Source organism: Pseudonocardia sp. ICBG1293, assembly GCF_020131355.1.
Taxonomy (GTDB): Bacteria; Actinomycetota; Actinomycetes; order Mycobacteriales; family Pseudonocardiaceae; genus Pseudonocardia.
Map to the genome: position 1 here is coordinate 95542 of NZ_JAHLEL010000053.1, position 12976 is coordinate 108517.

The 12976-nt window shown below is 73.5% G+C and carries 11 protein-coding genes; 1 reads left to right on the forward strand and 10 read right to left on the reverse strand.

Features of this window, described 5'->3' with window-relative positions; genetic code table 11:
* Positions 1–35: 35 nt before the first annotated feature.
* From KPF47_RS29290 to ald, 9 genes are all read right to left on the reverse strand, one after another.
* On the reverse strand, positions 36–1760 hold the full coding sequence (locus KPF47_RS29290) for an LpqB family beta-propeller domain-containing protein (protein WP_224392045.1): 1725 nt from the start codon (positions 1758–1760) through the stop codon (positions 36–38).
* A complete protein-coding gene (gene mtrB, locus KPF47_RS29295; protein WP_224392046.1) occupies positions 1757–3538 on the reverse strand; it encodes an MtrAB system histidine kinase MtrB in 1782 nt (593 codons plus the stop codon). The genes KPF47_RS29290 and mtrB overlap by 4 nt, the downstream gene beginning before the upstream one ends.
* 31 nt (positions 3539–3569) lie before the next feature.
* The gene (mtrA, locus tag KPF47_RS29300; protein ID WP_020622190.1) at positions 3570–4247 is read right to left on the reverse strand and encodes an MtrAB system response regulator MtrA; all 678 of its coding nucleotides are present in this window, start codon (positions 4245–4247) and stop codon (positions 3570–3572) included.
* A 24-nt stretch (positions 4248–4271) separates the two neighbouring features.
* Positions 4272–4916, reverse strand: coding sequence for a dTMP kinase (locus KPF47_RS29305; RefSeq protein ID WP_224392047.1), 645 nt, complete (start codon positions 4914–4916; stop codon positions 4272–4274).
* An 18-nt stretch (positions 4917–4934) separates the two neighbouring features.
* Complete coding sequence (locus KPF47_RS29310) at positions 4935–5384, reverse strand: NUDIX domain-containing protein (protein WP_308015538.1); 450 nt, start codon at positions 5382–5384, stop codon at positions 4935–4937.
* 134 nt (positions 5385–5518) lie between these two features.
* Positions 5519–7006 carry an adenosylhomocysteinase gene (gene ahcY, locus KPF47_RS29315; protein WP_224392048.1) on the reverse strand — a complete coding sequence of 496 codons (1488 nt, stop codon included), beginning with the start codon at positions 7004–7006 and terminating at the stop codon, positions 5519–5521.
* Positions 7007–7258: 252 nt separating this feature from the next.
* Complete coding sequence (locus tag KPF47_RS29320) at positions 7259–8593, reverse strand: glutamate mutase L (RefSeq protein ID WP_224392049.1); 1335 nt, start codon at positions 8591–8593, stop codon at positions 7259–7261.
* Positions 8594–9008: 415 nt separating this feature from the next.
* The gene (locus KPF47_RS29325) at positions 9009–10517 is read right to left on the reverse strand and encodes an amino acid permease (RefSeq protein WP_224392050.1); all 1509 of its coding nucleotides are present in this window, start codon (positions 10515–10517) and stop codon (positions 9009–9011) included.
* Positions 10518–10661: 144 nt separating this feature from the next.
* Positions 10662–11762: an alanine dehydrogenase gene (gene ald, locus KPF47_RS29330; protein ID WP_224392051.1), complete on the reverse strand. Its 1101-nt coding sequence runs from the start codon at positions 11760–11762 to the stop codon at positions 10662–10664.
* 96 nt (positions 11763–11858) lie between these two features.
* Here ald and KPF47_RS29335 point away from each other — a divergent pair, with 96 nt between their 5' ends.
* Entirely contained in the window at positions 11859–12362 is a 504-nt protein-coding gene (locus KPF47_RS29335) for an Lrp/AsnC family transcriptional regulator (RefSeq protein WP_224392052.1), read from the forward strand.
* Here the strand turns inward: KPF47_RS29335 and KPF47_RS29340 are convergent.
* Positions 12356–12946 carry a TetR/AcrR family transcriptional regulator gene (locus KPF47_RS29340; protein ID WP_224392053.1) on the reverse strand — a complete coding sequence of 197 codons (591 nt, stop codon included), beginning with the start codon at positions 12944–12946 and terminating at the stop codon, positions 12356–12358. The genes KPF47_RS29335 and KPF47_RS29340 overlap by 7 nt on opposite strands.
* Positions 12947–12976: the final 30 nt, after the last annotated feature.

Here is a 12976-nt window from a genome sequence, read left to right on the forward strand (position 1 = left end):
AGGCGAGCCGGTCCGGCGGGTCCGTCCCGGTCGGGTCAGCCCGGGTAGAAGGGCTGCGCCGCGGCGCCGGTCCCGCCCGCCTGCTGCCACGCGTCGAACTCGCCGCCGGAGTAGCTCCACAGGCCGGTCCGGTCGGTCACGTACAGCGGGCGGCCCTCCGCCGCCGCCAGTGCGCCCAGCGGCGCGGTCAGGTTCGTCCCGGGGATCTGGTCCAGCCGGAGCCCGTCGGTGCTCACCTCCGACATGGGCCGGTCGGAGTCCGAGGCGACCACGATCCGGTCCGCGGAGTGCCAGTCGATCGACACCACGTCGTCGAGGTCACCGGGACGCAGGCGGCGCAGCGGCCCGACGGCGACCTCACCGTCCTCGAGCGGGACGATCGGCCCGACCAGCAGCGCACCGTCGGCGACGACGGCGATCCGGCCACCCTCGCGGGCCAGCGCGATGTCCCCGATCCGGCCCAGCGGTGCCAGCCTGCCCGCGTCCACCGCGCCCTCGGCCGGCGGCCCGGACGCCGGGACGAGGACCCGGCGCACCCTGCCGTTCACGACCGCCCAGATCTCGTCACCGGCCCCGTTCCAGCTCAGCGAGCGGACGTCGGCGCCGGACACCGGGGTCGCGGTCAGCTCGCCGCCGAGCGGCCCGGTGAGCAGCCGCAGGGTGCCCGTCGACTCCCGGGACACGACGGCGATCCGCCCGCTGCGCGCCGACGCGGCGGCCTCGGTGACGTCGAACGAACCGTTGCCGGCCTGCCCGGCGACCGGTGTGCTCCCACCGGCGGCGGCGAGCTGGCGGACCCGGCCACCGTCGACGACGTAGGGGAACGCGGGCGCCCGGCCGGGGCCGGCGACGAGGTCGGCCTGGTCCGCCGCCGCGAGCGTCGGCCGGTCGGGGACCAGCGGCGCCCCCTCGACCCGCAGCTCCACCCGCGGCACCCCCACCCCGCCCAGGGTCTGCGCGACCTGCGCGGCGAGCAGCTCCCGGTCCCGCGCGGACAGCCCCGACACCCCGGTGAGGTCGACGGCTGCCGTGCCCGCGGCCGGGTCGGTGGTGGCCGAACGGACCCGCGCGGTCGCCGGGAACATCGTCACCGCGGCGCCGGCCAGACCGGTGGACGGGCCGCGCAGCAGCACGTCGACCGCGTCCATCGCGAGGTCGCCCGGGCGCCCGCTGCGGATGTAGTGCCCGTCGGGCAGCAGCATCCGGCGGACCGGATCGACGAACCAGGCCTGCAGCTCGCGGTAGTGCGACCGGAAGTCCGACAGCCGCACCATCACCCCGGGCGGCGGCCGGTCGATGCGCCAGTGCTCACCCTCCCGGACGACCCCGACGTCGACCTCGACCCGCTGCGGCGAGGACTCGAACGCTCCCCCCGGTCCGACCGTGCCGAGCCGCGAGCCCCGCACCCGCACCGTCATCCGGTCCGGGCCCGGTGAGCCGTTCTCCGGCGACACGACGGTGTCGAACCGCTCGTCCAGCACCGTGAGCGACGCCGTGTCGTCCCAGTCCGACGCCGAGGCCGACAGGTAGCGGCGGGCCTGCGCGTGCCGGTCGTCGGGCGAGCCCGACCGGTAGACGAACCCGCGGACCAGGCCGAGCGGCTCGTCGTCCTCGATCGGGCCGCTCAGGTCCTGCTCGGCCGCACGCTCACCCTGGCGCAGCACCTGGACGTCGGACTGCTGGGGCACGGTCGCGCACCCGGCGACCACCGCCACCGCGACCGTCACGGCCAGCGCCGCCAGCCCGCGCCGGGCCGTCACCGGTCGCCGCCGGGGTCGATGATGGCGCGCTCGGCGGGCTGCATCGGCGCGTGCTCCTCGTGCCGCAGCCGCCACGGGTCCTCCTCGCGCAGCTCACGACCGATGCCCTGCGGCGGGGTCGGCACCGAGCTGCCGTTGCGGCGGTCGCCGACGGCCGCGGCCGGTGGGCCGAGCGGCAGCGGCGAGGCGGAGATGTGCCCGCCGACCTCGCGGGGCAGGGTCAGCCGGAACGCCGAGCCGTTGCCCGGCTCGCCCCAGGCCTGCAGCCAGCCCCCGTGCAGCCGGGCGTCCTCGATGCTGATCGACAGCCCGAGCCCGGTGCCACCGCTGCGCCGGGCCCGCGACTCCTCGGCCCGCCAGAACCGGTTGAACACCAGGTCGGCCTCGCCGGGCCGCAGGCCCACCCCGTGGTCCCGCACGACGACGGCCACCGCCGTGCCGTCGCCGGCCACCGTCACCTCGACCGGGCGGCCCTCTCCGTGGTCGATCGCGTTCGCGACCAGGTTGCGCACGATGCGCTCCACCCGGCGCGGGTCGGCCTCGATCAGCTCCCCCGACGGCAGGTCCAGGACGAGGTCGGTGCCGGCGTCGGCGGCGATGCCGCGCACCGCATCGGTCGCCCGCCGCACCACCGCGGACAGGTCGACGCGCTCGGCACCCAGCTCGGCGACGCCGGCGTCGAGCCGGGAGATCTCCAGCAGGTCCGCGAGCAGCTCCTCGAACCGGTCCAGCTCGGTGACGAGCAGCTCCGAGCTGCGGCGCAGGGCCGGGAGCAGCTCGTCGCGGGAGGCGTAGAGGACGTCGGCAGCCATCCGGACGGTGGTCAGCGGCGTGCGCAGCTCGTGGCTGACGTCGGAGGTGAACCGGCGCTGCAGCGCCCCGAACTCCTCGAGCTGGGCGATCTGCGCGGCGAGGCCGGCGGCCATCTCGTTGTAGGACTCGGCGAGCCGGGCGACCTCGTCCTCGCCGCGGACCGCCATCCGCTCGTCGAGGTGCCCGCCCGCGAAGCGTTCGGCGACGTCGGCGGCGTGCCGGATCGGGCGCACGACCTGCCGGGTGACGAGGCTGGCGATCCCGGCCAGCAGCACCAGCAGCACCAGGCCGCCGACGATCAGCGTGCTCTGCACGAGCCCGAGCGTCAGCTGCTCGCCGTTGAGCGGGAACAGCAGGTAGAACTGCAGCTCCCGGCCCGCGGTGGCGATCTTCTGCCCGATGACCAGCTGCGGGACGCCGTCGACGGGCGTGTACTGGCGGTTGAGGCTGTCCAGCGACCCGCGGGCGGTGATGTCCTTCTGGCGCGCGGTGATCTGCCCGACGTCGCCCGCGGACACCTCGGGTCCGTTCGCCGATCCGGTGGTCAGCGCGGCGCTGAACTCCCCCGCCGTCCCCGCCCGCCCGGGGCCGGTGGTGTCGGTCAGCCGCTCCAGGGCGCTGTCGAGCGTCTCCTGCACGCCCTCCCGGTCCGGGTCGACGTTCGCCAGCTGCCCCTCCAGGACCTGCCGGTTCGCGTCCGACTGGGAGATCGCGGCGTCGAGCTTGCTCTGCAGCAGCCGTTCGGCGATCTCGCTCTGCAGCACCAGCCCGAGCACCAGCACGACCGCCGAGGACAGCGCCAGCGTCGAGGTGACCACCCGTAGCTGCAGCGACCGCCGCCAGGCCGCGGCGATGAGCACGCCCAGCTCGTGCGCCTGTACCCGCAGCGGGCCCAGCACACGGGCGACGCGGCGGGCCCCCGGCAGCCGGGCCAGCCGGGTCCGGAGTCCGCGGGGCCTGCTCACCACGGCCGGTGCACCGCCCGGGGCGCGCCGGTCACGGGGGACCGGCCTTGTACCCCACCCCGCGGACGGTCAGGACCACCTCGGGGCGCTCGGGGTCGCGCTCGACCTTCGACCGGAGACGCTGCACGTGCACGTTCACCAGGCGGGTGTCCGCGGCGTGCCGGTAGCCCCACACCTGCTCGAGCAGGACCTCGCGGGTGAACACCTGGCGCGGCTTGCGGGCCAGCGCGACGAGCAGGTCGAACTCCAGCGGGGTCAGCGCGATCGGCCTGCCCTCCCGGGTGACCTGGTGCGCGGGCACGTCGATGTCGATCTCGCCGATGGACAGCTGCTCGGCGGGCTCGGCGTCGTTGCGGCGGACCCGGGCCCGGATCCGCGCGACCAGCTCCTTGGGCTTGAACGGCTTCACCACGTAGTCGTCGGCACCGGACTCCAGCCCGAGCACGACGTCGACGGTGTCGCTCTTGGCCGTCAGCATGACGATCGGGACGCCGGACTCCGCCCGGATCGCCCGGCACACGTCGATGCCGTTCATGCCGGGCAGCATCAGGTCGAGCAGCACCACGTCCGGCTGGGTGTCCCGGACGGCGGGCAGTGCCCGCGTGCCGTCGGACACGACCGCGGTCTCGAACCCCTCGCCCCGCAGCACGATGGTGAGCATCTCGGCCAGGGCCGGGTCGTCGTCGACCACCAGTACGCGCGACTTCATGGGCCCACTATCCCAGTCCTCGGGTCAGGTCCCGCGCAGCAGGGCGGGAACCAGCGCCGACGGGGCCACGGCGGGGTCGTCGAGCACCGTCCACGGGCTCAGCCAGGACCGCGCCGCGAGCTCCCGGTAGGCGGCGTCGGTGCGGGCCTGCAGGCCGTCGTCGCTCTCGTAGGCGTCGCGGGCGCGGCCCGGATCGGTGGCCTCCCGCGACCGCGCACGCTCGGCGGCGACCTCGGGGGGCGGGGCGAGCAGCAGCTGGTGGTCGGGCACCGGGATGCCGAACCGGTCGATCTCCAGCGCGCGGACCCAGCCGACGACCCCGCCGTCGGTGTCCTGCCCGAGCCGGGCCGCGCTGTAGGCCGCGTTGGAGGCGACGTAGCGGTCGACCAGCACGACGTCGTGGGTGTCCAGCGCGGCGCGCAGCCCGTGGGCTGCGGCGCGGCGGTCGAGCGCGAACAGCACCGCCATCGCGTGCACCGACGAGGCGAGGTCGCCCATCCGTCCGTACAGCGCGTCGCGGGCCAGCTCGGCGTGCACGTCGTCGTCGTAGCGGGGGAAGGCGAACGTCGTCACGGTCGCGCCGTGCCCGCCCAGCTCGGCGACGAGCTCCGTGGTGAACGTGTGCTTGCCCGCACCGTCCAGTCCCTCGACGACCACCAGTCTCCCCACGGCGGTCGAGCGTAGGGGTCAGGCGCCGAGGGCGGAGACCGTGGGCCAGCTCGTGGCGAACCCCGGGTGCAGGGCCAGCTCGCCGAAGCGGTCGGTGCGCACCCAGCGCAGCTCGGTGCTCTCGGCGCCACGGACCCGGACCGGTTCCGCGGTCGCGGTCCGCACGACGACGGTGGTGTAGCTCCAGCCGCCGTGGTCGTCGACGAACTCCTCCACCGGCTCCAGCCCGTCCACCGCGAGCGTGCTCTCCTCCGCCGCCTCGCGCAGTGCCGCCTGCGCCGCGGACTCCCCGCGGTCCCGGGCACCGCCGGGGATCCCCAGGTGCCCCCGTGGTGGCTCCAGGACGCCCGGTGCTGCAGCAGCACCCGGTCGACACCGGCCGGGTCGGCGTCGTCGCGGTGGCGCACCAGCAGTCCGGCGGCACCGAACAGGCCCCAGTGCCGGTGCCCCTGTGCGCAGTGCACCCAGCCGTCACCGGATCCCACGTCGATCATCACCCTCGACGGTAGCCCCCGGACACGCCGACGGCGCGCCGGCCCGTGCGGGGCCGACGCGCCGTCGGTGGTGGATCCCGGTGCGCCGGGCGCGATCCGGGGGTTCGCTCAGTAGCGGTAGTGCTCGGGCTTGTACGGCCCCTCGACGTCCACGCCGATGTACTCCGCCTGGTCCTTGGTGAGCTTGGTCAGCTCCCCACCGAGGGCCTGCACGTGGATCCGCGCGACCTTCTCGTCCAGGTGCTTCGGCAGCCGGTAGACGTCCTTGTTGTACTCCTCGTGCTTGGTGAACAGCTCGATCTGGGCGATCACCTGGTTCGAGAAGCTGTTGGACATCACGAACGACGGGTGGCCGGTCGCGTTACCCAGGTTCATCAGCCGACCCTCGGACAGCACGATCACCGAGTGCCCGTCCGGGAAGATCCACTCGTCGACCTGGGGCTTGATGTTGATCTTCTTGATGCCCTCGACGCGGGACAGGCCCGCCATGTCGATCTCGTTGTCGAAGTGACCGACGTTGGCGACGATCGCCTGGTGCTTGGCCCGCTTCAGCAGGTCGACCGTCAGGATGTCCTTGTTGCCGGTCGCCGTGACGATGATGTCGACCTGCTCGATGACCTGGTCCAGGGTCGCGACCTGGTGGCCCTCCAGCAGCGCCTGCAGCGCGCAGATCGGGTCGACCTCGGCGACGATGACGCGCGCGCCCTGGCCCGCCAGTGCCTCGACCGAGCCCTTGCCGGTGTCGCCGTAGGCGGCCACGACGGCCACCTTGCCGCCGAGCAGCACGTCGGTGGCCCGGTTCAGGCCGTCGACCAGCGAGTGGCGGATGCCGTACTTGTTGTCGAACTTCGACTTGGTGACCGAGTCGTTGACGTTGATCGCCGGGAAGAGCAGCTCGCCGCGCTCGGCCAGCTGGTACAGCCGGTTGACGCCGGTGGTGGTCTCCTCGGTGACGCCGCGGATGTCGGAGTTGATCGTCGTCCAGCGCTGCGGGTCCTCGGCGAGGCTGCGGCGCAGGGTGTCGAACACGACCCGCTCCTCGTCGGAGACGGACAGGTCGTCGTCGTCGAAGCTCGGCACGACGCCGGTCTTCTCGAACTCGACGCCCTTGTGCACGAGCAGGGTGGCGTCACCGCCGTCGTCGAGGATCATGTTCGGGCCGACGACGTTGCCGTCGGCGTCGCGGAACTTGAACAGCTGCTCGGTGCACCACCAGTAGTCCTCGAGCGACTCGCCCTTCCAGGCGAAGACCGGGACGCCCTGCGGGTCCTCGGCGGTGCCGTGCGGGCCCACGACGGTCGCGGCGGCCGCGTAGTCCTGAGTGGAGAAGATGTTGCAGGACACCCAGCGGACGTCGGCGCCGAGCGCGACGAGGGTCTCGATGAGGACCGCGGTCTGGGTGGTCATGTGCAGCGAGCCGGCGATCCGCGCGCCGGTCAGCGGCTTGGACTCCCCGTACTCACGTCGCAGGTCGATCAGGCCCGGCATCTCGTTCTCGGCGAGCCGGATGTCCTTGCGGCCGTACTCCGCCTCGGAGATGTCGGCGATCGCGAAGTCCAGGCCGCCGGCGTGCTGCAGCTTCGGGTGATCGGTCATGGGGTGGGTGCGCCTCCTCAGGCGGTCGAGTCGTACTCGTCGGCACGACGGGTGCGGTCCGGGCAGGAGGAGGAACGGCGTGCACGGGTCACGGCGCCCTCCCTCCTGGTCGGAGACAGGCGCCCTTTCTCGTCCGTGCCGGCCGGGCCCGAGCGTGGCGGCCGGAACGGCCGCTGCAGCGCCTCTCGGCGCCCGGCGATGTCGCACCCTCCATGGTTCCGAGCCGCCGCGGGGGTGTCAACTCGTGCGTGATCAGCCCGTCAGGTGCTCGACGAGCAGGGCACCCGCCGCGACCTCCCGGCCGTGCGCGGCCAGCAGCCCGGCCGGGGCCAGCACGGACTCGCTGTCCACCCGCACCTCCGCCCGGGCCAGCAGCGGGGCCAGCACGGTGTCGTGGCGCACGGTGCGGGCCGCCGCGGCGAGCCCGGCGGCGTCGCGCTGACGGAACACGCCCCCGGTGAGCACGACGAGACCGATCTCACCCGCGTCGCCGGGAGCGTCCGGGCCCGCTCCGGGCTGCGCGGGGTCGGTGAGCAGCCCGGTGTGACGCAGGTGCCTGCGCAACGCGACCACCGCGGCGATCGCGGCGAGCCTGCGGTCCTCGGCGGCCGCGCCGCGGTCGGCGGGCACGGTGGCCCGCGACTCCTGCAGGGTGCTGACCGCCGGACCGAGCAGATCGGCCTCGACCGGGTCGACGACGCCCTCGGTCTGGGCCTCGACGAGTACGCCGACGGCGCCGTCGCGCACCCCGAGGTCGCCCTCCACCGTGGCGGCCGTCCGGGCCGTACCTGGCCCGCTGCGGTGCACGTCGGTGGTCGCCGACCCGACGTCGACGACGAGCACCCCGGTCCCGGTCAGCCGGGCCAGCACCCCGGCCCCGTCACCGACCGCGGCGTGCGTGCCGGAGTGCACCAGCGCGCCGAACCGGCCGGTGCCCGCCCCGAGGACGTGCCGGGAGTACAGCGCGGCGACCGCGTCCCGCGCCGGTCCGGCGACGATCCGGCCCGGCCGCGGGGTGACGTTGGGACAGGTCGTGACGGCGCGGCCGCCGGCCAGCAGCAGGCCGAGCGCGTCGGCGCGGGCGTCGTCGTCCACCGCGAGCAGCACCGGCCAGTGCCCGCGGGTGCGGGCCAGCCTGCCCGCGTTGTGCAGCAGCACCGACGGGTCGCCCCCGTCGGCGCCACCGAGCAGAAGCACCGCCCCGGGCCGGCGGCTGGACAGCTCCAGCACCGCGTCGGGCTCGAGCGGACCGGGATGCACCCCGACCACCCGGGCGCCCGCGGAGCGGCAGACCCGGTGCCCGGCCTCGGTCGCGGTCAGGGTCTCGGCCCCGACCACCGACAGCCGCAGCGCCCCGCCCGCCGACGAGCAGGCCAGCACCCGCGGCGCACCACGACCACCCCGGCCCGCGGCGGCCGCCGCGGCGACGGCGGCGTCGACGCCGGTCAGCACGTCGGGGGTGGTGGGGTGCTCGGCGAACCCGGCGGGGGTCCCGTCGGGCAGCACCAGCACCGCCTTGGTCCAGCAGGACCCCACATCGAGGCAGACCGCGGGTGCGTGCGGGTCGTCCGGGGACGCTGCGGTCATGGACGGCGAGCGTACTGCGGCCAGGTCGTCACAGACAGTGTCGGCGGCAGATCCGTTGCACCCCGGACCTGTCCGAAGGGGGTGATCACGGCCGGCTCCGCCGGTGGGTCGGTCGGCGTCGTCGCCACCCGCCCGCATGATCATCAGTACCTGAGCGCTGCCCGGCCCGGCTGCCACAGCGCTCAGGTACTGATCGACCGCTGCTCCTCGCTCTGGGCGGGGGGGCCGGGGACGCGGATCCAGGGTGTCGTCCGGCAGGAACGGGACCCGTCACGTGCGCGGGAGGCCCGGGCGGCGCTCCTGCGGCGCGGTCACGCCGATCGGGGCCCTGCCGTCGTGGCCGGGACGACCGGTGCCGTCCTCCGACACGGAACGGCGGCGCACCCGGACCGGGTGCGCCGCCGTCGTGGGGGGGTCAGTCGGAGGACGTGGCCTGGGCGGGCAGGTCACCGCTCTCGCGTCGGCCGAGGATCGAGTTCTTCCGCGAGTAGGCGAAGTACACGACCACGCCGATGACCATCCAGATGATGAACCGCAGCCAGGTCTCGACCGACAGGTTCAGCATCAGCCAGACGCAGGCGAGCACGGCCAGGATCGGCACCAGCGGAACCAGCGGGGTGCGGAAGCCGCGCGGCAGGTCGGGCCGGGTCCGGCGCAGGATCACCACGCCGATCGAGACCAGCACGAACGCGAACAGCGTGCCGATGTTGACCATCTGCTCGAGGTCCTGGGCCGGGAAGAACGTCGCGACCAGGGCGATCACGACGCCGATCAGCCAGGTGGCGCGGCCCGGGGTGCCGAAGCGGTTGGTCTTCGCCAGCGCGGTCGGCAGCAGCCCGTCGCGCGACATCGCGAAGATGACGCGGATCTGGCCGAGCATCAGCACCATGACGACCGTGGTGAGACCGAGGAGCGCACCGATGGCGATGATCGTCGCCGCCCAGTTGATGCCGAGCGAGGCGAACGCCGTCGCCAGGGTGGCGCGGGTGCCGTCGGGCTGGGTGGCCAGGTCGGTGTAGGGCACCATCCCGGTGATCACCAGCGCGACGGCGACGTAGAGCACGGTGACGATCGCGAGCGAGCCGAGGATGCCGCGCGGCAGCGCCTTGGACGGGTTCTTGGTCTCCTCCGCGGTCGTGGCCACGGCGTCGAAGCCGATGAAGGCGAAGAAGACGATCGCGGCGGCGGCGAACACGCCGTAGACACCGAAGACGCTCGACGAGGCGACACCGAAGAACGACAGCAGCGACTGCTGGATGCCGGTACCGGTGTCGACGCTGCCGGGCGTGGGCTCCGGGACGAACGGGGTGTAGTTCGCCGCGTTGATGAAGAACGCGCCCAGGATGATCACGAACAGCACGATCGCGACCTTGATCGTGGTGATCACCAGGCTGACCCGGCTGGACAGCTTCGTGCCGCGGTAGAGCAGGAACGCCAGGACCACGACGAGCAGCAGCGCGCCCCAGTCGAAGGAGAAGAAGCTCCCCAGCTCGAACGAGGTCGACACCTCGATGCCGAGCAGGCCGAGGGTCTGGGCCAGATACTCCGACCAGCCCTTCGACACGTACGCGGAGCCGACCGCGAACTCCAGCACCAGGTCCCAGCCGATGATCCAGGCGACGAACTCGCCCAGGGTGGCGTAGGAGAACGTGTAGGCGCTGCCGGCGACCGGCACGGTCGAGGCGAACTCCGCGTAGCAGAGCGCGGCCAGACCGCAGGCCACCGCGGCCAGCACGAACGAGAGCGACACCGCAGGTCCCGCGATGTTGCCCGCCGTGCTGGCGGCGAGGGTGAAGATGCCGGCGCCGATGACCACCGCGACCCCGAAGACGATCAGGTCGATCGTCCCGAGGTCCTTCTTCAGCCGGGTGTCCGGTTCGTCGGTGTCCCGGATGGATTGCTCGACCGTCTTGGTGCGGAACATGCCGCCACCACGGCTCGTGACCGTCATGGGCGGTGAAGCTACGACCTCGGTGCGGCCTGCGTCACGTCTCCGTGCACAGATTTAGGGTCACGATGATGTTGCGCAACGAATTGTCCGTTTCGTCACGCACGCAGGCCACGTCCGTCAGACGGTGCCGTGCGGCAGCCCGTGCGCCTGAGCGACCTCGTGCGACAGCAGCGTCCCGGCGTGGGTCGACAGCCCCGCGGCGAGGTGCGGGTCGGCCTCGGTCGCGGCCCGCCAGCCCTGGTCGGCCAGACGCAGCACGTGCGGCAGCGTGGCGTTGGTGAGCGCACGGGTGGAGGTGTGCGGCACCGCGCCCGGCATGTTCGCGACGCAGTAGAAGACCGTGTCGTGCACCCGGTAGGTCGGGTCGGCGTGGGTGGTCGGCCGCGAGTCCTCGAAGCATCCGCCCTGGTCGATCGCGATGTCGACGAGCACGGCGCCGGGCCGCATCCGGGAGACCAGCTCGTTCGACACCAGGGTGGGCGCCTTGGCCCCGGGCAGCAGGACCGCACCGATCACGAGATCGGCGCCGGTCACCGCCTCGCGCACGGACAGGGCGGTGGAGTACTGGGTGCGCACGGCACCGGAGTACTGCTCGTCGATCGCGCGCAGCTTGTCCACGTCGACGTCGAGCACGGTGAGCTTCGCCCGCATGCCGGCGGCGATGGCGATGGCGTTCGCCCCCGCGACCCCGGCTCCGAGCACCACGACGTCGGCCCCCGGCGCCCCCGGGACGCCGCCCAGCAGCATGCCGCGCCCACCTGCGGAGCGCATGAGGTGGTAGCCGCCCGCCTGCGGGGCGAGCCGGCCCGCGACCTCGCTCATCGGGGCGAGCAGCGGCAGCCGGCCGCGGGAGTCGGTGACGGTCTCGTAGGCGATCGAGGTCGTCCCCGCCGACAAGAGCGCGTCGGTGCAGGGCCGCGACGCGGCCAGGTGCAGGTAGGTGAACAGCGTCAGGTCGGGCCGGAGGAAGCCGTACTCGGACTCGATGGGCTCCTTCACCTTGAGCAGCAGCTCGGCCGACCCCCACACCTCGGCGGTGTCGGAGACGATGTGCGCCCCGGCCTCCTTGAAGTCGGCGTCGGAGATCGCGGACCCGGCGCCGGCATCGTGCTCGACGACGACCTCGTGCCCCCGTCCGACGAGCTCGTGCACCCCGGCGGGCGTGAGCGCCACCCGGAACTCGTTGTCCTTGGTCTCCTTCAGCACTGCGACGCGCATGTCCTTCTCCTCCGCTCGGGGCCCTGTCCTGCACCAATGGTGAAGAAACATCGATAAGCTGCCAACCGGACTGAACAAGATTCTCAGGGGGCGCACATGAACGATGATTCTTCGCCGCCGGCGCGGAGACGGCCACCGCCGTCGAACCCTGTTCGGCTCGACGGGGTCGACCGCGCACTGCTGCGCCAGCTGGAGCGGGATGCCCGGACGCCGAACAACTCACTCGCGGCGGGGGCGGGGATCGCCCCGTCGACGTGCCTCGGCCGGGTCCGGGCGCTGCGCGAGCGCGGGGTGATCCGCGGCTACCACGCCGACGTCGACCCGGCGGCGACCGGCCATCCCCTGCAGGCCATGATCTCGGTCCGCCTGCAGTCCGACGCCCGCGACCGGCTCGCCGAGTTCGTGACCCGGGTGTCGCGCCGCCCCGAGGTGCGCGACGTGTACTTCCTCGCCGGCGAGGACGACTACATGATCCGGGTCGCGACCGCCGACACCGTCGCGCTGCGCGACCTGGTCGGCACGCTCAACGCCTGGACCGAGGTCGCGGGCACCCGGACGTCGTTGATCTTCGAGCACCACCGGGCCCCGGACACCTACTGAGCCGGGTCGTACCCGTGGCGGAGCAGGGCGAACGCGGCGTCGAGGTGCTCGCGGGCCCGGCCCGCCTGTTCGCGCAGCAGCGGCGGGATCCCGACGACGACGTGGGCCAGCACCCGGTCCGCGGGTGACGGCTCGTCCCGTCCCGCGTCCGCCGCGAGCGCCGCCGCCAGCGCGGCCTCGTGTCTCGCCCACATCCGGCGTGCGTGGTCGCGCAGGCTCGGCGCCGCGTCGGTCAGCTCCCGGAACCGTTCCAGTTCCGCCTCCGACGGCCGTCGCCCGGCGGGCGGACCGTCGACCCGCCCGAGCAGCCAGGCGTGCAGCCCGTCGACGACGTCGGTGCCCGGCGCGCGGTCGCGCACCGCGGCCACCAGCTCGGACTCCTGCTCGGAGTCCTCGTCGAACAGCAACGCCTCCTTGCTGCCGAAGTGCTTGAACAGCGTGGTGACCGAGACGTCCGCGGCCTCGGCGACCTCGGCGACGGTCACCTCGTCGAAGCCACGCTCGAGGAACAGCCGCAGCGCGGCGTCCGCGATGCCCTGACGGGTGGCGGCCTTCTTGCGTTCGCGACGTCCCGGTGTGGTCACGACGACAGGTTAGCGCAGTCACTCATGAAG